Origin of the sequence: Paenibacillus filicis, assembly GCF_038070315.1 — a bacterium.
GTDB lineage: Bacteria > Bacillota > Bacilli > Paenibacillales > NBRC-103111 > Paenibacillus_G > Paenibacillus_G filicis.
In genome coordinates this window covers 109,905-133,714 of sequence record NZ_JBBPCC010000016.1, presented here as the reverse complement: position 1 = coordinate 133,714, position 23,810 = coordinate 109,905, and the positions used below count along the sequence as shown (strand labels likewise).

General features: G+C 52.2%; 24 protein-coding genes. 10 read left to right on the top strand and 14 right to left on the bottom strand.

Translation table 11 applies throughout. The features are described from left to right. Positions 1 to 49: 49 nt before the first annotated feature. Positions 50 to 1,129 carry an NAD(P)/FAD-dependent oxidoreductase gene (locus WMW72_RS22820; RefSeq protein WP_341417878.1) on the top strand — a complete coding sequence of 360 codons (1,080 nt, stop codon included), beginning with the start codon at positions 50 to 52 and terminating at the stop codon, positions 1,127 to 1,129. A 232-nt stretch (positions 1,130 to 1,361) separates the two neighbouring features. Here WMW72_RS22820 and WMW72_RS22815 read toward each other — a convergent pair whose 3' ends face one another. Both WMW72_RS22815 and WMW72_RS22810 read right to left on the bottom strand, forming a co-directional pair. Then, on the bottom strand, positions 1,362 to 2,348 hold the full coding sequence (locus tag WMW72_RS22815; protein WP_341417877.1) for an aldo/keto reductase: 987 nt from the start codon (positions 2,346 to 2,348) through the stop codon (positions 1,362 to 1,364). A gap of 279 nt (positions 2,349 to 2,627) precedes the next feature. Next, positions 2,628 to 4,097 carry an esterase-like activity of phytase family protein gene (locus WMW72_RS22810; RefSeq protein WP_341417876.1) on the bottom strand — a complete coding sequence of 490 codons (1,470 nt, stop codon included), beginning with the start codon at positions 4,095 to 4,097 and terminating at the stop codon, positions 2,628 to 2,630. A gap of 208 nt (positions 4,098 to 4,305) precedes the next feature. Here WMW72_RS22810 and WMW72_RS22805 point away from each other — a divergent pair, with 208 nt between their 5' ends. Continuing rightward, positions 4,306 to 5,025, top strand: a complete 720-nt coding sequence (locus tag WMW72_RS22805; protein WP_341417875.1) for a YebC/PmpR family DNA-binding transcriptional regulator — start codon at positions 4,306 to 4,308, stop codon at positions 5,023 to 5,025. A 78-nt stretch (positions 5,026 to 5,103) separates the two neighbouring features. Here the strand turns inward: WMW72_RS22805 and WMW72_RS22800 are convergent, their stop codons facing one another. The 4 genes from WMW72_RS22800 to WMW72_RS22785 form a co-directional block, all read right to left on the bottom strand. Then, positions 5,104 to 5,967, bottom strand: coding sequence for a GyrI-like domain-containing protein (locus tag WMW72_RS22800; RefSeq protein WP_341417874.1), 864 nt, complete (start codon positions 5,965 to 5,967; stop codon positions 5,104 to 5,106). Positions 5,968 to 6,105: 138 nt separating this feature from the next. After that, positions 6,106 to 6,951 carry an ornithine carbamoyltransferase gene (locus WMW72_RS22795; RefSeq protein WP_341417873.1) on the bottom strand — a complete coding sequence of 282 codons (846 nt, stop codon included), beginning with the start codon at positions 6,949 to 6,951 and terminating at the stop codon, positions 6,106 to 6,108. Between the two features lie 99 nt (positions 6,952 to 7,050). Then, positions 7,051 to 7,560, bottom strand: coding sequence for a DUF4188 domain-containing protein (locus WMW72_RS22790; RefSeq protein WP_341417872.1), 510 nt, complete (start codon positions 7,558 to 7,560; stop codon positions 7,051 to 7,053). A gap of 17 nt (positions 7,561 to 7,577) precedes the next feature. Further along, the gene (locus WMW72_RS22785) at positions 7,578 to 8,207 is read right to left on the bottom strand and encodes a TetR/AcrR family transcriptional regulator (protein WP_341417871.1); all 630 of its coding nucleotides are present in this window, start codon (positions 8,205 to 8,207) and stop codon (positions 7,578 to 7,580) included. Positions 8,208 to 8,430: 223 nt separating this feature from the next. Here WMW72_RS22785 and WMW72_RS22780 point away from each other — a divergent pair, with 223 nt between their 5' ends. Together WMW72_RS22780 and WMW72_RS22775 are read left to right on the top strand one after the other, a co-directional pair. Further along, on the top strand, positions 8,431 to 8,904 hold the full coding sequence (locus tag WMW72_RS22780; protein ID WP_341417870.1) for a MarR family transcriptional regulator: 474 nt from the start codon (positions 8,431 to 8,433) through the stop codon (positions 8,902 to 8,904). Positions 8,905 to 9,061: 157 nt separating this feature from the next. Then, positions 9,062 to 10,294: an MFS transporter gene (locus WMW72_RS22775; protein ID WP_341417869.1), complete on the top strand. Its 1,233-nt coding sequence runs from the start codon at positions 9,062 to 9,064 to the stop codon at positions 10,292 to 10,294. A 151-nt stretch (positions 10,295 to 10,445) separates the two neighbouring features. Here the strand turns inward: WMW72_RS22775 and WMW72_RS22770 are convergent, their stop codons facing one another. The 8 genes from WMW72_RS22770 to WMW72_RS22735 form a co-directional block, all read right to left on the bottom strand. Then, on the bottom strand, positions 10,446 to 11,099 hold the full coding sequence (locus WMW72_RS22770) for a hypothetical protein (protein WP_341417868.1): 654 nt from the start codon (positions 11,097 to 11,099) through the stop codon (positions 10,446 to 10,448). Positions 11,100 to 11,157: 58 nt separating this feature from the next. After that, entirely contained in the window at positions 11,158 to 11,574 is a 417-nt protein-coding gene (locus WMW72_RS22765; protein ID WP_341417867.1) for an NUDIX hydrolase, read from the bottom strand. A 206-nt stretch (positions 11,575 to 11,780) separates the two neighbouring features. After that, positions 11,781 to 13,346: an endonuclease MutS2 gene (locus WMW72_RS22760; RefSeq protein WP_341417866.1), complete on the bottom strand. Its 1,566-nt coding sequence runs from the start codon at positions 13,344 to 13,346 to the stop codon at positions 11,781 to 11,783. Between the two features lie 433 nt (positions 13,347 to 13,779). Beyond that, positions 13,780 to 14,175: an RrF2 family transcriptional regulator gene (locus tag WMW72_RS22755; RefSeq protein WP_341417865.1), complete on the bottom strand. Its 396-nt coding sequence runs from the start codon at positions 14,173 to 14,175 to the stop codon at positions 13,780 to 13,782. A gap of 164 nt (positions 14,176 to 14,339) precedes the next feature. After that, positions 14,340 to 15,278 (bottom strand): hypothetical protein, encoded by a 939-nt coding sequence (locus tag WMW72_RS22750; RefSeq protein WP_341417864.1) that lies wholly within the window; start codon positions 15,276 to 15,278, stop codon positions 14,340 to 14,342. A gap of 194 nt (positions 15,279 to 15,472) precedes the next feature. Next, positions 15,473 to 15,754, bottom strand: coding sequence for a barstar family protein (locus WMW72_RS22745; protein ID WP_341417863.1), 282 nt, complete (start codon positions 15,752 to 15,754; stop codon positions 15,473 to 15,475). Beyond that, positions 15,751 to 16,287, bottom strand: coding sequence for a ribonuclease domain-containing protein (locus tag WMW72_RS22740; RefSeq protein ID WP_341417862.1), 537 nt, complete (start codon positions 16,285 to 16,287; stop codon positions 15,751 to 15,753). The genes WMW72_RS22745 and WMW72_RS22740 overlap by 4 nt, the downstream gene beginning before the upstream one ends. A gap of 176 nt (positions 16,288 to 16,463) precedes the next feature. After that, the gene (locus WMW72_RS22735) at positions 16,464 to 17,336 is read right to left on the bottom strand and encodes a LysR family transcriptional regulator (protein ID WP_341417861.1); all 873 of its coding nucleotides are present in this window, start codon (positions 17,334 to 17,336) and stop codon (positions 16,464 to 16,466) included. Between the two features lie 111 nt (positions 17,337 to 17,447). On the opposite strand from WMW72_RS22735, the gene dapA reads away from it, so the two are divergent. The 6 genes from dapA (at position 17,448) to WMW72_RS22705 (ending at position 23,737) form a co-directional block, all read left to right on the top strand. Beyond that, positions 17,448 to 18,338 carry a 4-hydroxy-tetrahydrodipicolinate synthase gene (gene dapA / locus WMW72_RS22730; RefSeq protein ID WP_341417860.1) on the top strand — a complete coding sequence of 297 codons (891 nt, stop codon included), beginning with the start codon at positions 17,448 to 17,450 and terminating at the stop codon, positions 18,336 to 18,338. 239 nt (positions 18,339 to 18,577) lie between these two features. Then, positions 18,578 to 19,837, top strand: a complete 1,260-nt coding sequence (locus tag WMW72_RS22725; protein WP_341417859.1) for a mechanosensitive ion channel family protein — start codon at positions 18,578 to 18,580, stop codon at positions 19,835 to 19,837. Between the two features lie 114 nt (positions 19,838 to 19,951). Then, entirely contained in the window at positions 19,952 to 21,061 is a 1,110-nt protein-coding gene (locus WMW72_RS22720; RefSeq protein ID WP_341417858.1) for an ABC transporter ATP-binding protein, read from the top strand. Further along, positions 21,058 to 21,864 carry an ABC transporter permease gene (locus tag WMW72_RS22715; RefSeq protein ID WP_341417857.1) on the top strand — a complete coding sequence of 269 codons (807 nt, stop codon included), beginning with the start codon at positions 21,058 to 21,060 and terminating at the stop codon, positions 21,862 to 21,864. Before WMW72_RS22720 ends, WMW72_RS22715 begins: the two co-directional genes overlap by 4 nt. Next, on the top strand, positions 21,861 to 22,667 hold the full coding sequence (locus WMW72_RS22710) for an ABC transporter permease (RefSeq protein ID WP_341417856.1): 807 nt from the start codon (positions 21,861 to 21,863) through the stop codon (positions 22,665 to 22,667). The genes WMW72_RS22715 and WMW72_RS22710 overlap by 4 nt, the downstream gene beginning before the upstream one ends. Further along, the gene (locus WMW72_RS22705) at positions 22,664 to 23,737 is read left to right on the top strand and encodes an ABC transporter substrate-binding protein (protein WP_341417855.1); all 1,074 of its coding nucleotides are present in this window, start codon (positions 22,664 to 22,666) and stop codon (positions 23,735 to 23,737) included. Before WMW72_RS22710 ends, WMW72_RS22705 begins: the two co-directional genes overlap by 4 nt. Positions 23,738 to 23,810 lie beyond the last annotated feature (73 nt).

Genomic DNA, 23,810 nt, shown 5'->3' with positions numbered 1-23,810 from the left:
ACTTTTGATGCCTATGTTACAATAAGAGATGACAAGGGGGGAGAAATTATTGAGAAAACAAAAAATCGTGATTGTTGGGGCAGGGATTGTCGGGGCTTCCGTGGCCTATCATCTGGCCAAACGAAATCAAGATGTAACCGTTATTGAACGACATCCCGCCCCGGCGCGTGAAGTCACGGAAAAATCTTTTGCCTGGCTACATACGACTCATAGGGTGGCTCCCGAATACTGGCATTTATACGATGCAGCTTTGGACGAATATCATGCGCTTCAGCAAGAGCTGTCCGACCTGAACATTCATTGGCATGGAGCGCTGACTTGGGGCACGCCGCCCCTAAGGGAACAACTCCACGTTCAAAGATTAAACCGGGAGCAGCTGGAGGCATTAGAGCCGAATCTGAAGGAATATCCGGATGAAGCGATGTTTGTCAGCGAAGAAGGTGCGGTGGACCCTATAGGGTTAACGGAGCTGTTGTTGAGCAAAGCGCGGGAGTACGGAGCAAAGGTTCAGTTCGGAACCAACGTTACACAGCTGCAGCAAGAAGATTCCCGCCTGGTCGGCGTCCATACGTCCATGGGTTTTCTGGAGTCGGATGTCGTGGTATTGGCCGCAGGTACAGGCATAACCGAGCTTTGCAGCCCGTTAGATTGTCCCGTGCCGGTAACGTCGTCGCCTTCCATTCTGATTCGGATGAAAACTCCGAATAAGCTGATACGCACCTTAATCTCAAATGCGCAGTTTGAAGCGCGTCAACTGACGGAGCATACGCTGCTGGCTGCGGAAGATTATATGGACGAGTCGGAGGAAAACGGACCCGAGGCGGTCGGCAAGCGAGCGTTCGACACGTTGCGTCGCAGTCTGAAGGGCGGGAATCAGCTGGAGCTGGAAAGCATCCAGGTCGGGATGAGACCCATGCCTGAAGACGGCTATCCGATCGTGGGCTTCCAAGATCACATCAAGGGACTTTATCTGACCGTAATGCATTCTGCGATTACGCTAGCGCCGCTGATTGCGCGTCTGGCTGCAAGTGAAATCATCGATCAGGAATCAAGAAGCGAATTAGACCCTTGTCGGCTCTCCCGATTTAAGGATCACTCAAGGAATGATCCCTCTGTTTCTCGCGCGTAAGGTTGTGAATCAAGTGGAATTGCATGCACGTGCAAATTACCCTCGATACTCCAGGACCCAAAGCAAAGGAGCACATCGCCACATGAGCGATGTACTCCAAGTTACCTACTATTATGCCGATTAAGCCTTCTCCTCTTCCCCCACCACAATCGGATTCTCACTATAAGAAGTCCAATTGCTCCAGCTGCCCTTATTCAGCTTTCACCTAATAAAAGCTTCCTCCACCCAAGAGCTAGAACCGCAGCCCGACCGCGCTAGCAGCCGCGTCGATCTCGGCCAGCTCCTCTGCCGGCAGCCGCTGTCCGGCCACCTGCACGGCATCCGCCACATGCTGCGCCTTGGAGGCGCCCAGAATCGCCGACGTCACGGCGCCTTGGCTCAGCACCCAGGCCAGCGCATACTGGCCCAGCGTCCAGCCGCGCCGCTCAGCGAGCGGACGGATGGCCTCGACGAGCGCGTACGCGGGATTGCTCTCCAGCAGCGCCTGCAGCCGTTTCTCTCCGGCGGCCAGCCTGGAATCCCGCGGAGGCACTTCGCCTTCGCGGTACTTGCCTGTCAGAATCCCCCGGCCGAGCGGGCTATAGACGATCACGCCGACCTGCTCGGACTCCGCGAACGGCAGCAGCTCGCGCTCGATCGAGCGTGAGATCAGGCTGTACTCCGGCTGGACGCTCTCGAACCGGTGCAGGCCGTGCAGCGCACTGAGGCCATGAGACTTGGCGAGCTGCCAGGCCGCATAGTTGGAGCAGCCGATGTAGCGGACTTTTCCCTGCTTGACGAGATCGTCGAGTCCGCGCAGTGTTTCCTCCAGCGGCGTGCCCGGATCGAATCGATGCACCTGGTACAGATCGATATGGTCGGTCTGCAGCCGCCGCAGGCTGTTCTCCAGCGCCCGGTACAGATGGTACCGGCTCTGCCCTTCGTCATTAACCCCGGCTCCGACCCGGCCATGGAACTTCGTAGCAAGCACAATATCATCTCGGCGCCCCTTCAACAGGCGTCCGAGTATTTCTTCGGACTCGCCAGTTTGCTGCACATTGCCGTTGTCCATCCCCCGGCCGTACACATCGGCCGTATCGATCAGATTGATCCCCGCATCCAGCGCCTGACTCAGCACAGTGGCGGAAGCCGCCTCATCGATCCAGCGGCCGAACGCCATCGTACCAAGGCTGATCTCCGATACCTTGAGTCCCGTTCTTCCCAATTGCCGATAATGCATAGTCTAATCCACTCCCGTCGTATGAATCTCGCTACTCCATGCCAAAAACGACCGCAAGACGCCCTATTCCCCAAGCGTCTCCGGTCGTCCGGTAGAAGTTATCCAAGCCAGCGATTCTATTAAACCTAGTTATTCACTCAGATATTAACATTGATAGAGTAACAAAGCAATGACCGGCATCCATGCCGTCCTGAAGACGGCTGATGGTATTGGCTGTCCCCGCACGGAACAAGCGGAAAAAGGGAGCCGTGATCGAATCGATCGCAGCTCCCGGTTTCTTTACTTAATCGTATACGGCAGCTTGAACTGCCAGAGCAGCGTTCCGTTGCCTGCACCGGTGTCGCCGGCTACGCCGAAGTCGTTGTCGTTGACGAACGACAGGATATTGCCGTTCACGAGCGAGATGCCCTCGATCTTCTCGAACGGGAAGCCGAATTCGACTGCATCCAGCACCGTGCGCTTCTGCGGGGAGCGGATGCCTTGCTGTGTCAGCTCAGCCACGCTGAATTGCTCCAGCGTCTTGCCTGTGGCTTTGGCGTCGTCATACTTGCCCAGAATATTGGTCGCCCGGGACAGGTCCGTGAGATAAATTCTCTTCAGTTGGGCTTTATCGCCCGCATTCTTGTCACGCTCGTCGATGAGCAGCGTGTTTTCATTAACAGCGACCAGATCGGAGATGACAATATCCGCTTGCACCAGGTCCTTGAACTGGGACGCATCTTCCGTGATGTAAGCGTACTCGGCTACTGGTTTCAGTGTGCTCAGATCGAACTTGAGGATGCGGAGCGCGCGGGAGTTGTCCGTCTTCTTGTCCGGGTTGCGCAGAGGGCTCTGCATAGCAGCGAACATCCACTTACCATCCGATGTGATGCCTACCGCTTCCATACCGCGGTTCTGGCGGCGGGTCAGGTAAGCGGCCGGGATCGTTTCTACCAGTGGAACCTCCGGCGAGTCGAGCAGAGCCTTCATGCCTTGCGGCACGATGCGCTGCAGGATGGTGCCGTCGCGCTTCACTTGGACGATGCTCGGGCCGTACTCTTCAGAGATCCAGAACGTGTCGTCCTTGGCGTTGTAGGCGATGCCTTCGATATCTAGACCGTAAGGGTCGTAGCTGAGCAAGGTTTTGGCTTCCTTATCGTATGGCTTCTCGTCGCGGGAAGCTACGTTCGGCAGGCCGGTGATGTTAGCGGTTTTGGATACCGGGTCCACGCCCTTCACCTTGAGAGGAATCGTCTCCAGAATCTTAATCTCGCCCTTGTCCACCTGAATCTTATAGATCGACGGCGTGTAGGACACGAGCGGGAACGTACGGCGAGTCTCTCCGTCCACGACAACTTCACCATTCGGCCCGCGGTCCGCCGTGGAGTAGAATACATTGTCCGGGTCGCCAGGCAGATGGGTCAAGGAAGAACCTACGCTCATCTTGATGCCCGGTGCGAGGTCCGGCGCCTTGAGCTCGTATTTGCCGATCAGCTCAGGCTTGTCCGTCAGCAGTACGCTTTGGGTAGCGGCGTCCCAATCGACATATTTCTTCAAGACTTGACCGAATGCGCGGACAGGCAGATACAGGCTGCCATCCACGTTCACAGGAGGCACAGCCGGGGATACGGAGCTGCCATTCAAGCTGAAATGCACCTGGTCGGCGACAGTTGCTGCCTTCTCCTGACCGGCAGCGGATGCCGATGCCTGGAATGCCGCGCTTGCGAGCAGAATGGCGGAGAGACCTGCGAGTACGGATTTTCGTTTCATGGGATCAAGATTCCTCTCTGGGTTAAGGTGGAAGATCTTTCTATACTGTACTCAGGCTCTGTAAACGGCATTATGATATTTTATTAACGGAATGTTAAGTTTTAAATATTTTTCCATGATGAAGACCTCCCCTCTGCAGACTGTCCATCTGCCCGGAAAATGGGTTATACTAGAGAAGAGAATATACTTCAAGGAAAGCAGGTTCGAGATGGGGCGCAAATGGAATAATATCAAGGAAAAGAAGGCATCCAAGGATGCCAATACAAGCCGTGTTTATGCCAAATTCGGCCTTGAAATCTATGTCGCGGCGAGGAAGGGCGAACCTGACCCGGAATCCAACCGCGCGCTGAGAGTCGTACTCGAGCGGGCTAAAACGTACAACGTGCCCAAAGCGATCATCGACCGTGCGATCGACAAAGCCAAGGGAAGCTCCGATGAAATCTACGAAGAGCTGCGCTATGAGGGCTTCGGTCCGAACGGCTCCATGATCATCGTCGATGCACTGACCAATAACGTCAACCGCACGGCCTCCGCCGTGCGTGCCGCGTTCAGCAAGAACAGCGGCAATATGGGCGTGAACGGATCGGTTGCCTACATGTTCGACGCCACAGCCGTCATCGGGGTCGCCGGCAAATCGCTCGACGAAGTCATGGACATCCTCCTGGAAGCTGACGTCGATGTGCGTGACATTGAGGAAGAGGAAGACAACATCCTGGTCTATGCCGAGCCCGACCAGTTCCATGCGGTTCAAGAGGCGCTTCGCCAGGCGGGCATTACGGAATTTACCGTAGCCGAGCTGACGATGCTGGCCCAGAACTACGTCACCCTTCCCGAGGAGTCCCTGGCACCGTTCGAGAAGATTATCGACACGCTGGAGGACCTGGAGGATGTTCAACAGGTGTATCACAACGTGGAGTTTGAAGACTAATACATCTAACAAAACCCGTACCGTCATCAGCAATGACAGTACGGGTTTTCTTGTTCCGGCTCGGTTGGGCTATGAGACTCAGATCGTGCTTTTCTTGACGACAGGGACCCATAGCTCGTTTTTATTCTCCTCCGGCGGCAGGTAGCATTCGATCGCGGGCAGGTAAGCGAGTTCGTAAGCCGAAGACGGCACCCACTCCGTGTACAAACGCCGCCAGATTTCGCCTAGGGTCTCAGGCGGACCTTCCGCTTCAAAGACTGCCCACGTGGCCTCCGGGAATTCCCGGGCGATCATCCCCTCCGGAGGCGGCTTATGGTCGGACACCATGGACAAGATATAGCTGAACTCTTCGCTCTTGCCCCAGTCTCCGTCCGCGCATACCCCCAGGATGCCTCTGACCGGATGATCCGGGCTGCGGACCTCCCACAGCTTGCCGAATAACCCCTCGCTCCCGGCCTTCGCCCATAAGCCCGGAACCACATGGAACGCCTCGTCCGTATTCACCCGCTCCTCCACGCCCACTATCGAGAAACCCTTCAATGCTTCGATACGGTAATTCATCTCCGCCGCTCCCTTGATCGATATGTGAAAGGAGATGCGTGAGTAGGCCTTGAGCTTGGCCCCGGCGCTTCGCGCCGCTGTCGGCGTCGTTCCGTGCACCTGTTGAAAGGCGCGGGTGAAAGCTTCCGGCGAGTCGTACCCATACTTGAGCGCCAGATCAATCACCTTCACCTTGCTGTTCTGCAGCTCGTAGGCCGCCAGTGTCAGCCTCCGCCGCCGGATGTATTCCGACAGGCTCACCTCAGTGATAAAAGGGAACATCCGCTGGAGGTGATACACCGAGCAGCAGGCGATTCGGGCCGCTTCGCTGTAGTCGATCTCCTCTGTCAGATGATCCTCGATATAGCCGATGGCTTGATTCATCCGGTCTACCCATTCCATTCACGATCACCTCTCCACAATCACTATATAACGGCGTGACACTCCGATGCCTTGCAATCTCTGCACCAATCTGCAAGGTCTTCTGCCCGGTGAGATACGCTCACTCCAGCACGGAGGTACAGCCTCAAACCAGGCCCGTCAGTGCCCGAGGGCATACACCAGGATAGCTTGCTGCACAACCAGCAGATTCTTCTTGAAGGCATAGCCGGTGAAATACGAAGAAGCAATGACTTCTTCGCTCACCTCTTCACCCCGGAAAAAAGGCGGGCATGGATTCAAAAGCGCACCCGGCTTGGTCCGCTTCATACGTTCAAGATTGATCTGATAGTTGGTTATATAGGCCTCGGTCTTATATGCAGCCGGAAGAGAATCGGTCAATATCACATCGCTTGCAGGTAATACGGCATCCAGATCCGTATGAAAGCGGTAGGCCGGAGACTCCGCCGCTAATTCATTCCCCGCCGTGCACACGTGATGAAATGCCAGGTTCATCACCTGGGCCATCTGCATCCACGATCTGGAGATATTACTTGCCGGGCCGACAAAGGTGTAGACCAATTCCCTGTAATCTTCCCTAGCTCTGCTCAGCGCGTATAGGTCTGACAAAATCTCACAAGGATGATTGTATGCCGTCATGGCGTTGATGATAGGGATGGCCGAATGTTTGGACAGCTCCAGCAGCTTGCTATGCTCCGGATACCGGACGATAACGCCGTCGGCCCAGTTCTGCACGTACTGAATGACATCCCCAAGCTGCTCTCTCGTGTCCAAGGTTTCCGGGGGGAACAACAGACATTGCCCGCCCAAGCTATGAATGCCCTTCTCAAAGGACGCCCTCGTCCGCAGACTCGTCCCGGGGAAGAATAGGACGAAGGTTTTGCCTGCTAGCAAGCTTCCTTCCGGCTCAGTCCTTAGCTGGTCGGCTAAGCGAAATATCTCGTTGATTTGAACCGGGGTTAAGCTCTCGATATCCAAGACATGCAACCCATATCTCCTCCTAATCATCGAATAACATGTATAAATATACATAATTAGGAGTTAATATTCGACACATGAACCCATTTCCCTTTGTTTCCTGGCTATTTACCTCGGATTAGCCGGCGTAGGCACCGCCGGTTCTCCCTCTCGCCCAAGCCTTCGGCTGGCCGTCTCACGCCGTCCTGTAGCGGGCACATGCTCCCCGGCCTTAGCCAGGCCATAGACAGGCATATTATTGTATACACATTCATACTGGCCTTCCCCGATCAGGTAGGTTTCGTGATAAATGCCGACCACGCCGCTCGTCCCAACCTTCTCGTTGAACCGGCGCCAAGCCTTCAGATGAGTCGCGCCCTTACGCGCATACGCCTCCAGCTGCTCGAATGACTTCCAGTACTGAATGAGAGATACGCCGCGCCAAGATAAATGAAAGCTGGCCTCCAAAAAACCAAGTTCACGGTTTCGGTACAGCTCCTGCATCATCGGCCCCATGGCCATGAACACCGGCAGCCATTTGTGAACGGCCCATAGCTTATTGATGCGCATCCCAATGATAAATACGACGAATGACCCTTCCATATGTGCCGTATACCGGCCTGGTATGACTTTGCTCATCGTTACACCACCTCTTCCTATTTTTGGAGCAATCCCAGATGGGCTTCATAGAAACCTTCAATATCGGCAGAAGCATAGAGCTGAGCGGTCAAGAAGGCTCCGTAAAACACCGTAAATAAAGCCTTTACCGCCATATCTACGGTTACGCCCTCTCTCAATTCCCCTGCGGCTTCCGCCTCGGTCATGCACTGCCGAAACAGCTTGAACATGTCGGGGGCCAGGGCTCCCAGGTCTTCATGCCCCGGGAACAGCAGCCGAACCTCAGCCTCGCTGAGCTCCGGCATCGCAGGATGCATCTTCACCTCCGCCAGCGCAGCGATCAGGCTGGGCATAATGCCCGCTCTCACCCGGTACGCTTCCGCCACTTGATGCAGCAGATGCCTGATCGCGGCGAACCCGCGCTTCTGTCCGGCTTCAATCTCGATCATACGCTCGGTCAGCCATACCCGCATGTAATAGACGAGCAGGTCTTCCTTTCTTGCAAAAAATTTAAAAAACGTAACCCGGGATACCTCCGCCCTCCGGCAAATATCGTCGAGCATCACTTCCCTGAACATCCTATCCTCTATCAATGCCAGCATGGCTTCATACAATGCCACTTTGCTGCGCGCTTTCTTCCACTCCCTCAAAGAGATATCTGTATGCATTCATCATCCGCCTTAGATAAATATTAACTAGCATAAATAAATTAACACTAGTTAATATATTTTGTCAAAGTAAAGTGAAACAAGAAAAACATCTGGTTCTCACCCTGGATGCTTATGTTGATGATAGATCTTATAAAATGTGCGGGTTGGGAGCTGGACTACCACTCTGTTTTTGTTTTTGGTAAGGTAGAGGTATGGAGACGAACGGATGGGAGGATCGGCCATGAACAAAGAAGAACAGGTCAGAGTGGGTTTCAGGGACTTATTCAACAAAATGGTTTGGCTGAATAAGTTTAAGATGGAAGACAGTCTTAAGGGTCATAAGTCTTCTGAAGTCCACTGCATCGAATGCATTGAAAGAAATGTGGATTCCAATGTGACAAAACTTGCCGAGTCCCTTTATATGACTAGCGGTGCCATAAGTAAAATAACGAAGAAGCTCGTCAAAAAAGGCCTGATCGAAAGCTACCAGAAGCCGGAAAACAAGAAAGAAATCTATTTTAGGCTTACTGAGCAAGGCAAAGTCATTTATAACATTCATGAGGAACTGCACCAAGAGTTTCAAGAGCGGGATAAAGCCGTATTTGAGCAGGTAACCGAGGAGCAATTTGACAGTATGCTCCGCTTCATGGACAAGTATAGCCGGCATTTGGATGCAGAAATTATGAAACAGGGTATAGATATGAAGTCGGAATAAATTTGAATAATGAAGATCAACCTACAGGCAGCCTGGCTCTATGGAGAACGGGCTGCCTTTTCTATGGCTATTATTTTGTTGCCAAGGAAGCAAAATGATGATACGATGTTTTTGTTTCCGAGGAAGACAAACCACGAATCTTGAGGGGAGAACTTAAGTGTCCAAATCTAGCTCACACAACGAACCGAACACAGTACAAGCCGTAGATAAGCACGCTTTACTATTCGGACTTATCTCTGTGTTTCTTTGCGGAATAGGCTTCAGTATCATCACACCCGTCGTCCCATTCTTAGTGCAGCCTTATACAAGCAATCCGGGAGAACAAGCTATAGTTGTTACGCTGTTGACCTCGGTTTATGCATGCTGCGTGTTTTTTGCGGCCCCCGTATTTGGAGCTTTGAGCGACAGATATGGCCGTCGTCCAGTGCTCTTACTATGCCTATTGGGTTCAGCAATCGGGTACTTCGTTTTTGGTATAGGAGGTGCTCTATGGGTACTATTTGTTGGGCGCATCATAGAGGGGATAACTGGCGGGAGCATAAGCACGATCTTCGCCTACTTTGCAGATATCATTCCTCCCAATCAGAGAACCAAATACTTTGGATGGTTGAGCGCGGTGGTAGGGGTAGGCACGGTCATTGGCCCCACTTTAGGCGGATTACTCGCCAAGTTTGGTTATTCGGTACCCATGTATGTGGGAGCAATCATCACTTTATTGAATGTCATTTATGGATTCTATTTTATGCCTGAGAGCCTTGATAAGAAGAATAGACTGAAAGAGATTACCTTGATCAGACTGAATCCATTTACACAGCTTGCACACCTGCTTGCCATGAAAAACTTAAAATGGCTGCTTATCTCAGCATTCTTACTTTGGATACCCAACGGATCCTTACAGGCCGTTTTTTCGCAATTTACAATGGATACTTTCGATTGGAAGCCTGCATTAATCGGAGCTATGTTTTCAATCATGGGCTTCCTGGACATTATTTCACAAGGCCTCATCATGCCCAAGCTTTTGTTAAAGCTTACTGATAAACAAATAGCCATTCTAGGAATGGCTTCGGAGATTATAGGCTACAGTCTGATTGCGCTATCTGCTTTGTTCTCCTTCTATCCTCTTCTTATTGTTGGCATGTTTATATTTGCTTTTGGGGATTCGATCTTCGGGCCTTCATTCAATGGGATGCTCTCCAAGTCTGTTGACTCTAGTGAACAAGGAAGAATTCAAGGAGGCAGCCAGTCTATTCAGGCTTTAGCAAGAATGATTGGACCTATTATCGGAGGTCAAATCTATGTATCACTCGGCCATGCCGCGCCCGCGTTTATGGGGATGATTCTTATAGCATTGGCAATACCAGTCTTATATAAGAGGGCGCATGTACATTAAGTATGGAATGACGATGCAATGGGGGAAATTGTAAAGACAATCTGCCCTGTGTAATTAAAAACGCAGTTTTGGCAAGGTTACTGAGGAAGTCAAACTGAACAAAGGTGTCGTTTTCTCAAATTTCCTGGCGCTTCCAGCCGGAACCGATATACTACTCATTCCTCCCCCATCTAACTCTAGACTTGTAGAGCAGCCACGATATCAAGACCAACTCCCTGGGCTTATGGCAAGAAACCTTATCCATCCAGTAAAAATCCTGCGGCTTTACAGACAGGCGGGTGAGAGGAGTGACAGGTTCTGAACTTGTCCATTCATCAAAGGAAACGATGCCATCGCTTGTGTGAGTAAAGGATGCATCGGGCAGGATATACACCATACCCTCCGTCCAGGGGTTCCGGTCCGCCGTTGCCCGGGTCAGGGAGAAGAAATAGTAACGGCTGGTATCCCCTTTGACGGTCAAGCAGGCATTTCGAAAATTCCCCTCCAGCTTCGCCCGGTCAAATACCGCATAGAATAACGCCCACACACTGTCTCTGGTTGCAAAGACAGCCTCGACATATTGACCGTTAAATAGCGTCTGCAGTCGGGGTTGAAATTCCGTAATGTCCTTTCTGTTGGAACCATGCAATCTTACCGGCTTGGACCCCGCGATATATTGAATAAACCGGTACTTGGGATACTTACTGGTGTAGAGGATGTCCGAATGACCGGAGACCGCAGCCGAGTAGAGCTCCTCATATTCTTGGATTTCTTGAGCCGACCATGGAACGGAAGGCGACCGGTAAAATATCCAACCTAAACACATCGAAGCCAATGCTCTGATCATTTTCCCCTCCGGAACTGGTCGTGATGCCTGCTTGCCCTTAATCGCGCAGAACTGCATCCTTATACATATTCACCTGCGCTACCATATGTCCTATATTGCCTTCACCCGCGTATAGCGACATATCGAAGAAATCCGGCGTTAATTCGGACCAGTATAAGGGATTTTCATCTCCGGAAATCTCGACATCGCGTCTTAATTTGCCAACGTACACTTCAACATAACAATGCTGATAATAATAAGTAAAATCCATCAAGTGATGCAGCGTGATATCCTCTCTAGAAATACTCGTTTCTTCGAATAACTCTCTATAAGCGCTATCTAGGCCTGCTTCGCCCGCTTCGATCTTACCGCCCACTAAGTTGCTTAACCCTTTATACGGATCTTTGATCCGCTTGCACATCAATAATCGATCCAGAGTGTTGTTGTACACCATGATGACATTATAACCTTGCATTCATTTCGCCCCATTCAATTCAACAAATTCATCCTTGGTCAGTCCGAATAAGATAGATTTTACTTGCGTTTATGGTCTATACAATTTTACCTTAAATACCTTGTCGTGGTTGGTACATTTTCTGTATAGGCGGGCAATCTGGCAGGCAGGCTGCAACAGCCTGCCAGACCGCAGTTGTCACAGCCTATGCTACTTTTCTTTGCCGCTTACGCATCCATGTCCGACCCGGCTCCCTGACGGCCCGCGCGGCCAGCAGCCGCACGCTCCTCCGCCCTTTCCACCACCTGCTCAGGCAACCCGAAACGCCGGGCTATCGCAAAGGCATAGCTATCGCCGGCTTCTCCGATCTCCAGACGGTACAACGGGCGCAGCGTCTCCGGGTCAAAGGCCATACGGGCATTCGTGCACCCCGGCGTATCCGCTGCGTAGCGCTTAATCTCATTGAAGTGCGTCGTCGCTGCAACCATGGAGCCCCGCTGCAGCAGCTCTTCCAGTACGGCAATAGATAAGGCGATCCCTTCACCAGGGTCCGTCCCTGCTGCCAGCTCGTCGAGCAGCAGCAGAGAGCGGCTGCCCGCCGCATCCATCATTTCCTTCAAGTTAGCCATATGCGCCGAGAAGGTGCTGAGCGACTTCTCGATGCTCTGTCCATCGCCCACATCGGCCAGCACATGCTCGAACAGTCCGAACACAGTTCCTTCCCCAGCCGGAATAAGCAGACCGGACTGCACCATCAGAGCCAGCAAGCCTATCGTTTTGAGCGCAATGGTTTTGCCACCTGTATTGGGCCCCGTAATAATCAATTGGCGCCAATGCTGGCCTATCGATAGGTTGAGCGGCTGACACGACGGCCCCAGCAGCGGATGTCTCGCGTTGACGAGCTTGACGATAGACCTCGAAGATAGCCGAGCAGCGATCCCGTCCCAGGTTCGGGACAGCTTGGCCCGGGCGAATATAAAATCAAAGACCGCCATCGTCTCCAGGTTCCACCTCAGCTTGGCAGCCCGGCCTTCGGCCAGCTCCGATAGCTCGGCTAGCACGATCATCCGCTCCCGTTCCTCCTCGGATTTCCACGACTGCCACTCTGCATGCAGCTCCGCCACATCGACCGGCTCGATAAATAAGGTTTGGCCGCTTGCCGATTCGTCCCATATCGTACCCGGCACCTGCTTGCGGGAATCACGTCTGACCGGGATGACATAATGCCCGTTGCGCTTGCTGATCAAGAGCTCCTGCAGCGCATGCTTGTACCTGCCGAGCGTCTGACTGAGCTTGCGCTCAACCTTAAGCTCCGCTGCCGCCTTATGCCGTCGAATATCAGCCAGCGCGCTGCTCGCCTGATCGGTCAGAGCCCCATGACGGATGCAGCGGTCGAGCTGCTCACACAGGTCCAGGCATTCGTCCATCGCATCGGCATAGCTGCTGATCTGAGGAGCGAGCGGGCGCTTACTCTCCATGTAGCGCTTCATCTGTGCGACAGCCGTGAGCCAGCTGTTGAGAAAGCCAAGCTCCTGCTCATTATAGATTTTTCCCTGGCCCAGCTGACCCAGAAACGGCTCAATCCCTTCCATGGCCGATAAGGGAATACTCGCCCCTGCTGCCAGCAGCCTAGCCGCCTCGTCCGTTTCGCTCAGCCAGGTGCGAACTTCCGTCTCCAGGGAGCTAGGCCGATGGCGCTCCGCTAGCCTTCTTCCGCCGGATGAGACCGTGCAGGCTAGCAGCTGCTCTCGGATTTTGTCGTATTCCAGTCTTTTTAGATTCATTTCATTCATGGGTCATATCCTCCCTATATTTGAGAAATAAAAAAAGACAGGGACGAAAAGCGCATGCGCCTTCCATCCCTGTCTTCATCGTACGGCAAATACGACCGTGTGTGTGGCGGGAAAGAGCCCCGACATACACCGTGGATCGCAAATAAAAAAGCGTGCTCCAAGAGCACGCAATTTTGCCGTTCGCAGGCGGAAATTGTCATGTTCTTAACTCAAGACTCCAGCCTGACAAACGCCCCGAAATAAACCTGCCGAAATAACCATTCAGCAAGCAACACGAATCCATTCATCATGACTGAATATCTAATTACGAGTTAAGAACATTCACCGACATCAAAATTTCCCCTTACACGATAGATTAAGTTGATCATACAGGTTACGTTAGATTTCGTCAAGCTAGGGGATAACCCCAACTCAGTCATATTCATCCTTACCATTAATGCTTCATGTGTTTGGCCAGCTCAGAGATTTTTTTGCCCTCCAAAAACTGCTCCATCTGCCGTTCCGCATCCATTACCACCTGCTGGATCAGGCATTCCTGTCCGTGATTAAAGCTGCATTCAAACAAAGACGCTGTGCCTTCGATCGCATGAATAATATCCAGGAAGGAAATATCCTCTTGATTGCGTTTGAGCCGGTATCCGCCATTAGCCCCTGAGACGGAATGAATGAGCCCCGCCTTGACCAGTTTGGTCAGCATTTTGGATAGATAAGTCTGAGAAACTCCAAGCTTCTCCGCTAAAAACTGGACACTGACCGGTTTATCCGGGGCCTCCGCCACCAAGAAAAGCATCGCATGGAGCGCATAGTCGGTCGCCTGTGAAAACTTCATGAGACACCTCCATGATAGACCTTAAGCATCCATAATAAAGTTGATTCAAATAAAAAGCAAATTCAATCTGGGCTAATTTAGCCGTACCGGTTACACCTTGTCGTCTGTTTGTGTTCACGCATGATTATCCACATCACATTCCTCCTACATAGGCCATGTTTCCACTACCGCGACATGTACACTAACTCTTCAACACATACCTGATACAACAAATGGCCTTCACTGAAAAGCACGCGATTCCCTCGGAAATCTTGGGCCCGAGATTTAAGGGGCTCAGCTCTTTCATTCAGAAAATGTATCGCTTTCCCTTTGGTCAAACTTCCAGGCTTTCCATATTTCTTAAGGATATAGGTTCCGCTCTTTCCGTAACCGCCGTCGAACAGAAAGTGATAACCATCCGTACAAAATCCGGAGGAACCGGAGATCTCAGGATTCATAAAGGTAACTTTGGGCTGCCTTGGCCCATCTGAGATGCAACCCAGCAAGAAGTCCGTATAATAATAAAACCAGATCTTCTCTTCATGAACGGCATTCAACGCGTAACAATCGGCGATTTCCGACACTTGATCTGCGTATAGGTTGCTGCCATGCTCATCCCAGGCCAGAAGGCCCTGTGCACCGATCGGTTGATTCCAACCGTTATTTCCGAAGACGCCTTCATCGAAATAACTGGTCCAGATAGTCCCCCTCTCCGTTACCTGGACACTCTGAATCCCGTCTCCTAGCAGGAACTCTCGGACGGTATGTCCTTGATAATCACATACTTTGGCATTCAGATCATATTGGTCTACGCCATAATAAGTACAGCGTGCCCCCACCAGCAGCAGAAGTCCCTGCAGGGGTTGGACGTAATGATAATTGAAGCGCTGGCCCCCAATCACCACTTCCCGGATGTTATTTTCTTCTACGATGAGTACCTTGTAGGTGTACGTATTCTGTAGAGCCGATGGGACAAACATGCCTCGTATCCGTGCCGGGATACGGTTAATCAGCAAGACATATACACAGCCGTCCGCGCCGAATTGGGCTGAGACCAGCTCAAAGCCCTCCATATGCTCTGCAATATCGGCAAAAGGCTGCAGTGTCACCGATTTTTTTAACATACCATTTCCTCCTTCATAGGTAATGACGAAAGCTCCCTCTGTTCCGGTTACTCTTATGATGCCGGAGAAGAACGTTCCAGACCATGGCGGAAGTATGGCGAAGCTCATAGCTTGGACGGTAAGCATGAAAAAAAGAGCATGCGAGTCTGTGACCCTCCATGCTCACTATGCTGGTTGTACGACCTGCGAGCCTCTCAGCTTTCTTGCGGACTAGACATGTACTCGAAGCCGATGTCCTCATATTGATCGGCAGCATCCCGGAAAACCTCCACGATCGCGGCATAGCGCTGATCTTGCTCGGAGTCTGCGATCCATCTGATCTCGAGCGGCCTCGGCAGATGTCCGGTGATACTATCCCATAGAGCGTCCAGGTTGTGACCGTACCATTCAGGCAGGCCCAGCTCCTGCTTCAGCCATACATGGGGATCCTCATACCGATCCCCATGCGATTGGATCAGCTCCACCACTTTACTCATTTGGGAACACTGCCTTCCTTCGTAATGTCCGTAAATGTCTTATAATGATCGTTCGTCATATAAATGAGCCCATCGCTCGAATAGAGAATCCGGTCCGCGTTTCGCGGCCCTTCCTTGTAATTGATATCCGCCTCATACCAGATCCGGTTTTTGGCATCCGGCAGCTGCTTCTCCCGGTTCCCGAAGCGGTCCCCGCCGATGCTCTTCCCAGGCGCTACCTTATTGAGATTTCCTTTGGAGGGTACCCAGCCGAGCTGCTCGGCTTCTTTTTTCGTCACAAAGTTATCCGGAAGCTTGCGATTCTTCCGAATATAATCCGAGACCTCCTTGAAGCCGGTAAGCGGCGCTTGAGAAATCTCCTTCGCCTTGGAGGGCTGCTGCTTCTGCTCGGTCTGGCTGGGACCGGATGCCGAAGAACCCGGCGGCTTGGCGCCTGAATTTCCTCCATACCCGCAGCCGGCGAGCAGCACGATCAGGATAACCATCGTCGCGGCCAGCCACGCGCGTGACCAGCGGCCCATTTGCTTCATCATTGCATTCAACATCGTAGTTCCCCACTTCTGATCCCTTTTTCCTTGCCTGCTAACGGGCAAGTCGTTACAGACTTCTTGTATACCGTAATCATTGTAACAAATCCGTTAATTAAAAGGTATAAGCGCATCATGGGCCCCTATTAAAGCTTCTGTACCAACAGATACCTTCTAGTCATTTAGTTGGATTTTAACCTATCGATCCATTCCTTCAAGGAATGAGAGAGCCATTTCTTGGGGTGAATCACCATCTGTAAATCTAGCCGAATATCCGGATGGGTAAACGGGAGAACGATCAATTCCCCTCTACGAACCTCCTCCTCCACGACGATTTGGGGCAGCAGGGAGATCCCCGAGCCAGCCATCACACATCTCTTGATCGCCTCCGGGTTCCCTAGTTCCAAGCCTATGCGATACATCACACCATTGGTGCGGAGCACCTTTTCCAGCATCATACGGTAGTTGCAGCTCTCTTCCGGCATAATCCATTCCATCTCTTGCAGCTGATCCAGTCCTACCTGTTCGAACGCTGTCAACGGATGGCCTGGATGGGTGATGAGAACCAGGGGCTCCTCCCGGATCGTAAGCCACTCGAGCGTTGGATCGGTAGGAGTTCCTTCGAGGATCAATCCAATATCCACCATGCCCTCCTTGAGCTTAGTGAGAATCTGGTCTTCGCGGTCCGTATACAGCCGGATGCTGAGGTCGGCATAGCTCCGGCGATGCTGTTGGATCAGAGGCGGCAGGTAATAGGCAGCGATAGAATCGATCGTGCCGATCAGCAGGGTTCCCCCTCCCTGACGATTCAGTTTTTCCTTGGACTCTTGATACAGGTCAAGGATTTGACCGGCGATCTTGAACAGCTCCTCCCCAGCCGAGGTAAGCCGAAGCCCTCGGCCGTGACGCTCGAATAGCTGCACGCCGTATTCCTTCTCCACCTTCTGAATCTGTGTGGTCACACTAGACTGTGCGTAGCCCAGCTCCTCGGCTGCTCGCGTGAAGCTTTGCCGCAGAGCCACCTCCCGGAATGTTTGCAGATAGGTCAGGTCCATAGCGCTCTCCTCATCAACATTTTCGATAATGCTTATCATTTATTATAGATAACTGTGATGATAACTTCTATGCTACATTAACCTTACTACAACGAATGGGAGCTGATTGGGATGCTAAACGAACAGAACCTGAAGGGAATCTTCGTGCCGGTGGTCACCCCTTTCCTAGCCAATGAGCAGTTGGATATCAACTCGTATAGAAACTATGTAAGCTCACTCTTCGTCCACGATATTCAAGGGCTAGTCGTTAACGGCACCACCGGAGAGTCGCCCACGGTAACTTGGGAAGAGGTGGCGGAGCTCGTCTCTGTAACGAAAGACTTGATGGCGGAGAAGGGGCGGCGATTACCGATCGTGGTTGGCACAGGCACGAATAGTACCGCCTCTACGGTTCAACGAACCGAGCTGGCGGGGCACTTGGGAGCCGATGCCGTACTTGTCGTCGTTCCTTATTATAGCCGCCCGTCACAGGAGGGCATCCTTGAGCATTTCCGAAGGGTCTCGCAGGTCGGCGTGCCCGTTATCGCTTACGAGATCCCTGCCCGTACCGGAGTTCGGCTAACCATAGAGACAACCCGGAGAATCTTGGATCTGGATGGGGTCATTGGTCTCAAGGACAGCTCCGGGCAGATCGGGTTCTCCTCCGAGCTGACACGCTTAAGCGCTAAGCCTATTTTATGCGGAGAGGATCTTTACTTTCATGCGATGCTAAGCCAAGGGGCCAGCGGGGGAATGCTCGCTTCTGCCAATGTGCATACCCGTTCCTTGATCAACGTTTATCAACTTTTCAACACAGGCAGCGTAACGGCAGCCAAACAAGCCTTCGATCTCTTAGTGCCATGCATTCAAAGTCTCTTTCAGGAATCTAACCCTGCACCTCTGAAATGGCTGCTAGCCCGGCAAGGCCTTATAGCCACTGACACCCTTCGTTCGCCCATGAGCCCGATTTCCGAAGGGCTAAAGTTGACCTTAGAGCAATGGCTTCCTAGCTTGTCTAATTGACAAGCCAACACCTTCGAGCCGGCTAAACGGCCAACGAAATTTGCCGGACTGCGGCCGGCTCCCAAGGTGATTCCCCCCAAATTCTCCAGGATGGAGTTTCCTTGAACAGAAATGCCTCTTGGTTCACATGGGTTCACATCCCGCTTCAACTCTCCGGAGCATCAAGGATAGCAGGTGGTGTGCTATAATGAAGGCGAATGCGCACCCCAACCTATCTTTCATTCGCATAGGAGGCGAATATGGAGTTTATTCAACATTGGCTTGTCACCCTCGGTGTTCAAGCGGACATTGCTTTTTATCTGACGAATACGATCATGGTTATTACCATTGTCTTGCTGAGTATAGCAGCCAACTTTATAACCAAGAAGGTCGTATTAAGAATCATCACCCATTACATTCACAAGAAGCGATTCAAGTGGGACACCTATATCTTGGAGCGCAAGGTTATACATAAGCTTGCTCATGTGATGCCGGCCATCCTTATTTATTACACCTCTTTTCTGTTCCCGACCTATCAGTCTTGGATCATGAAGGGTATCGTTCTCTATATCATCGTTGTAGCTTTACAGGTTTTGAACGCTTTACTGGATACGATCAACGACATTTACTTGACCTATGAGATCTCGAAGGTAAGACCGATACGGGGATATATCCAAGTCATTAAAATATTTATATATCTCATCGGCGGAATCTTACTGATCTCCAATCTGATGGGACAAAGCCCTCTTATTCTGCTCAGCGGCTTTGGCGCGTTATCGGCGGTTATTATGCTGGTATTCAAGGATTCGATCCTGGGACTGGTCGCCGGTATTCAACTGACCTCCAATGATATGGTGCGCGTCGGGGACTGGATCGACATGCCGAAGTACGGAGCGGATGGCAATATTATTGATATTTCACTGAATACGGTCAAGGTTCAGAACTGGGATAAAACGATCACGACGATTCCGACCTATGCGCTAGTCTCGGATTCCTTTAAAAACTGGAGAGGCATGCAGCATGCCGGAGGACGGCGTATCAAACGTTCCGTCTATGTGGATATGAGCAGCATCGCCATGTGTACTCCTGACATGGTAGAAAGATTCAAAAACATCCATTACCTCAGGGACTATATCATTCAGAAAGAGCTGGAGATCGAATTGTATAATCGAGACCATGACATAGACCGGTCCAGCAAGGTGAACGGGAGGGCGCTTACGAATATTGGGGTATTCAGAGCGTATATCCAGCTCTATCTGGAGCATCATCCCAAAATCCATAAGGACATGATTTGTATGGTCAGACAAATGCAGCCTGTGGAGACAGGACTGCCGGTCGAGGTCTACGCATTTACCAATGATGTGAACTGGGCAGTCTATGAGGGTGTACAGTCGGATATTTTCGATCATATCTTGGCGGTGGCGCCGGAGTTTGACCTTCGGGTCTTCCAGAATCCGACAGGGCATGATCTGAAGAGCATGCTCAAGACAGAGGAGCAGCGGGAGCGGCAATATGCCTGACGCCTGACGAAGTTTATCATAGATTTAACATTTCCAAGGTACCTTTCATGTATAATCGGTTGTGGAATTGCAGTTTGGGGACCATTTTGCCCTGTTGAAAGGAGGAGAGTGCGGATGTCGGATGAGACCATCATTCGTTTCGAACAGGTGACGAAGAGGTACGATCATGATCCTCCGGTACTCAAGGCGGTCAGCTTTGAAATCAAGAGAGGCCGCTTCTATACGCTGCTTGGGCCGTCAGGCTGCGGCAAGACGACGATTCTGCGATTGATCGCAGGTTTTATGGAGCCGTCGGAAGGGAATATTTACTTTAACGGGAAGGTGATTAACCGGGTACCCGCTGAGAAGCGGCAGGTGAACACCGTCTTCCAGGACTACGCGCTGTTTCCCCATCTGAATGTGTTTGAGAATGTGGCGTTCGGGCTGCGGATTAAGAAGCTGAGCAAGGAACGAATTGTCGAGAAGGTCACGGAAGCGCTGCGCTTCGTCAATCTGGCCGGCTACGAGAGGCGGGAAATTACCGAGATGTCCGGGGGTCAGCGGCAGCGGGTAGCGATTGCGCGCGCCATCGTCAATGAGCCGGAAATTATATTGCTGGACGAGCCATTGTCCGCACTCGATCTGAAGCTGCGTACGGAGATGCAGCATGAGCTGCGTGAGCTGCAGCGCCGTCTTGGCATTACCTTCATCTTCGTCACGCATGATCAAGAGGAAGCGCTGGCGATGTCGGATGAGATTTTCGTGCTGGACCAGGGAATTATCCAGCAGAGCGGGTCGCCGACTGACATCTATGACGAGCCGATCAACCGATTTGTCGCTGACTTCATCGGAGAATCGAATATTGTCCCCGGACGGATGCTGCGCGACTATCTGGTCGAGTTCGCGGGCCGTCCCTTCGAATGTGTGGACAAGGGACTGCGTCCCGACGAGGCGATCGAGATTGTGATCCGTCCCGAGGATCTGGAGATGGTCGCACCTGATCAGGGCAAGCTGCAGATGACGGTCGATTCCCAGCTGTTCCGCGGCGTTCACTATGAGATTACAGGCCATGACGATGCCGGCAACCGGTGGCTGGTTCATTCTACGAAGAAGGCCACGGTCGGCTCCAGAACCGGTCTCGACTTTGACCCTGAGGCTATTCATGTCATGAGGTTTGGTGAATCCGAGGAAGAGTTCGACAGACGGCTGGAGGGCTATAGTGATGCAGGAGCGGACAGGGCATGACCAGCAGAGCGCGTAATTGGTATCTGGCCCCTTATCTGCTTTGGATCGCCCTGTTCGTCATTGCGCCCATTGCGCTGATCGTCTACTATTCGTTATTTGACGTGGAAGGGCAGTTTACGCTGTCCAACTACGAGAAATTTTTTACGCCGGTTTATTTAAAAATGACCTTCAATTCGTTCTGGTACGCGTTTCTGGTTACATTCTGGTCGCTGCTGATTGCCTACCCGACGGCGTATCTGATTACCAAGACGAAGCATAAGCAGCTTTGGCTGCTGCTGATTATTTTGCCAAGCTGGATCAACCTGCTGCTTAAGGCTTACGCCTTTATTGGCTTGTTCGGTACCTACGGCCTCGCCAACGGACTGCTGGAGCTGCTCGGCATCGGGGTGCAGCAGATCTTATTTACGGATTTCAGCTTTATCTTCGTATCCGCGTACATCTTTATTCCGTTCATGGTGCTGCCGATCTTCAATGCGCTGGAGGAGCTGCCGCCCTCGCTGATTTATGCCGCCCGTGATTTGGGCGCACCCGCGTGGACAACCTTCCGCCGTGTCATCTTCCCGCTTACGCTAAGCGGTGTGAAGGCAGGCTGCCAGGCCGTGTTCATCCCGGCGCTCTCGCTGTTTATGATTACGCGTCTGATCGCTGGCAATAGGGTCATTACCCTCGGGACGGCCATCGAGCAGCACTTCCTCGTCACCCAGGACTGGGGCATGGGCGCGACCATTGCGGTATTCCTAGTGCTGGTGATGGCGCTGATGATGCTCTTGACCGGCAAGAGCAAGGCAAGGGGGACAAAATGAGACGGGGCATCAAGTGGTCTAACCTTTATCTGGCGGCTGTGTTTGTCATTCTATACGCGCCGATCTTCTATCTAATGTTCTATTCCTTCAACAGCGGCGGCTCGATGAGGGAATTCGAGAGCTTCACATGGAAATGGTACGGCGAGGTGTTCTCGGACACCCGATTGCTTATTATTGTACTGAATACGCTGGTGATTGCCCTATTGTCCTCGCTGATTTCCACCATCCTGGGTGTGGTCGGCGCATTGGCCATCCGGCAGGTCAGACGGCTGCGGTCCAAGCATACGCTGTTGTCACTGAACAATGTGCTGATCGTCAGCCCGGACGTTATTATCGGGGCGTCCTTCCTGATCTTGTTCACGATGATCGGCTTGAAGCTGGGATTCAGCTCTGTCCTGATCTCGCACATTGCCTTCAGCGTGCCGATCGTCGTACTGATGGTGTTGCCCAAGCTAGAGGAAATGAGTCCGACGTTGATCGATGCGGCCCGCGATCTGGGCGCAAGCCGCTGGGAGGTACTGACGAAGGTGACCTTGCCGTTCATCAAGCCTGGCATTTTCGCCGGATTTTTCATGGCGCTAACGTATTCGCTCGATGATTTTGCAGTGAGCTTCTTTGTCACGGGCAATGGCTTCTCCACCCTGTCGGTCGAGATTTACTCGAGGGCACGACACGGCGTATCGCTGTCCCTCAATGCGCTATCCACCCTGCTGTTCCTATTCACAGCGCTGCTCGTCGTCGGGTACTATTTCCTTAACCGCAGAACGAACAACAAGCCTGCACAGGCGGAGGTGGGACCATGAAGCAGCTCGTCCGCATGACGGCTGTCGTCATCTTGTTAACCGCCGCGCTGCTGTATATGACCTACTGGCTCAATACATCGGAGGGCTACCGGGGAAATGATACGCTGACCATCTACAACTGGGGGGATTATATCGACCCCGAGCTGATTGCGCGCTTTGAGCAGGAGACGGGAATTAAGGTCATCTACCAGACCTTCGACTCCAATGAAGCGATGATGACGAAGATCGCCCAAGGCGGGACTTCCTACGACATCAGCATTCCTTCGGAATATGCGATCAGCAAGATGAAGCAGGAAGGTCTGCTGCTGCCGATCGATGCCTCCAAAATTCCGAATCTGAAGTACGTGGACAAGCGGTTCATGAATCTTCCCTTTGACCGCGGCAACCAATACTCGATCCCGTATTTCTGGGGGACGGTCGGGATTCTCTACAACCGGGAGATGCTCGGCGGCCGGGAGATTCACGGATGGGCGGATTTATGGGATGAGAGCCTGCGCAACCAGATTCTGCTCGTAGACGGGGCTCGCGAGGTCATCGGCATGAGTTTGAATACGCTGGGCTACTCGCTGAATGATACCGATGAAGAGCATCTGCAGGAGGCGCTGCGCAAGCTGAATCAGCTCACGCCGAACGTGAAAGCGATCGTCGGGGATGAGATCAAGATGCTGCTGGCCGGTGAAGAAGCCGCCGTCGGTGTGGTCTGGTCCGGCGACGCCTCCAAGATTATCAGCGAGAACGATAAGCTGGAATATGTGGTACCCCAGGAAGGGACCAATCTGTGGTTCGATAATATGGTCATTCCCAAAACAGCGACCAATATCGAGGGTGCCTACAAGTTCATGAATTTCATACTGGACCCGGAGGTCAACGCCAAGAATACGGAATATGTCGGCTACTCCACGCCGAACGCCGAGGCGCTGAAGCTGCTGCCCAAGGAGCTTGCAGGCGACGAACGCTTCTATCCAAGCCCGGAGCTGGCCTCCAGGCTCGAAGTGTATGAAAATCTTGGTCCCAGGATGCTGTCTCACTTCAACGAGCTGTTCCTGCTGTTCAAGATGCACCGGAAATAGGGCTAAATAAGCGGCCCCATCCCTTTTATCCAGGTTTGAAGGATAGGGGATGGGGCCGCTTTTCGTATAAAAT

Excerpts from the sequence above, each read along its gene's own strand:
- WMW72_RS22720 (WP_341417858.1), top strand. The coding sequence starts at position 19,952 with ATGTCGGATGAGACCATCATTCGTTTCGAACAGGTGACGAAGAGGTAC.
- WMW72_RS22810 (WP_341417876.1), bottom strand. The coding sequence starts at position 4,097 with ATGAAACGAAAATCCGTACTCGCAGGTCTCTCCGCCATTCTGCTCGCA.
- WMW72_RS22710 (WP_341417856.1), top strand. The coding sequence starts at position 21,861 with ATGAGACGGGGCATCAAGTGGTCTAACCTTTATCTGGCGGCTGTGTTT.
- WMW72_RS22800 (WP_341417874.1), bottom strand. The coding sequence starts at position 5,967 with ATGGAATGGGTAGACCGGATGAATCAAGCCATCGGCTATATCGAGGAT.
- WMW72_RS22790 (WP_341417872.1), bottom strand. The coding sequence starts at position 7,560 with ATGAGCAAAGTCATACCAGGCCGGTATACGGCACATATGGAAGGGTCA.
- WMW72_RS22715 (WP_341417857.1), top strand. The coding sequence starts at position 21,058 with ATGACCAGCAGAGCGCGTAATTGGTATCTGGCCCCTTATCTGCTTTGG.
- WMW72_RS22750 (WP_341417864.1), bottom strand. The coding sequence starts at position 15,278 with ATGTTAAAAAAATCGGTGACACTGCAGCCTTTTGCCGATATTGCAGAG.
- WMW72_RS22770 (WP_341417868.1), bottom strand. The coding sequence starts at position 11,099 with ATGTGTTTAGGTTGGATATTTTACCGGTCGCCTTCCGTTCCATGGTCG.
- WMW72_RS22785 (WP_341417871.1), bottom strand. The coding sequence starts at position 8,207 with ATGCATACAGATATCTCTTTGAGGGAGTGGAAGAAAGCGCGCAGCAAA.
- WMW72_RS22805 (WP_341417875.1), top strand. The coding sequence starts at position 4,306 with ATGGGGCGCAAATGGAATAATATCAAGGAAAAGAAGGCATCCAAGGAT.
- WMW72_RS22815 (WP_341417877.1), bottom strand. The coding sequence starts at position 2,348 with ATGCATTATCGGCAATTGGGAAGAACGGGACTCAAGGTATCGGAGATC.
- WMW72_RS22760 (WP_341417866.1), bottom strand. The coding sequence starts at position 13,346 with ATGAATGAAATGAATCTAAAAAGACTGGAATACGACAAAATCCGAGAG.
- WMW72_RS22740 (WP_341417862.1), bottom strand. The coding sequence starts at position 16,287 with ATGATGAAGCAAATGGGCCGCTGGTCACGCGCGTGGCTGGCCGCGACG.
- WMW72_RS22780 (WP_341417870.1), top strand. The coding sequence starts at position 8,431 with ATGAACAAAGAAGAACAGGTCAGAGTGGGTTTCAGGGACTTATTCAAC.
- WMW72_RS22755 (WP_341417865.1), bottom strand. The coding sequence starts at position 14,175 with ATGAAGTTTTCACAGGCGACCGACTATGCGCTCCATGCGATGCTTTTC.
- WMW72_RS22765 (WP_341417867.1), bottom strand. The coding sequence starts at position 11,574 with ATGCAAGGTTATAATGTCATCATGGTGTACAACAACACTCTGGATCGA.
- WMW72_RS22705 (WP_341417855.1), top strand. The coding sequence starts at position 22,664 with ATGAAGCAGCTCGTCCGCATGACGGCTGTCGTCATCTTGTTAACCGCC.
- WMW72_RS22735 (WP_341417861.1), bottom strand. The coding sequence starts at position 17,336 with ATGGACCTGACCTATCTGCAAACATTCCGGGAGGTGGCTCTGCGGCAA.
- WMW72_RS22745 (WP_341417863.1), bottom strand. The coding sequence starts at position 15,754 with ATGAGTAAAGTGGTGGAGCTGATCCAATCGCATGGGGATCGGTATGAG.
- dapA (WP_341417860.1), top strand. The coding sequence starts at position 17,448 with ATGCTAAACGAACAGAACCTGAAGGGAATCTTCGTGCCGGTGGTCACC.
- WMW72_RS22725 (WP_341417859.1), top strand. The coding sequence starts at position 18,578 with ATGGAGTTTATTCAACATTGGCTTGTCACCCTCGGTGTTCAAGCGGAC.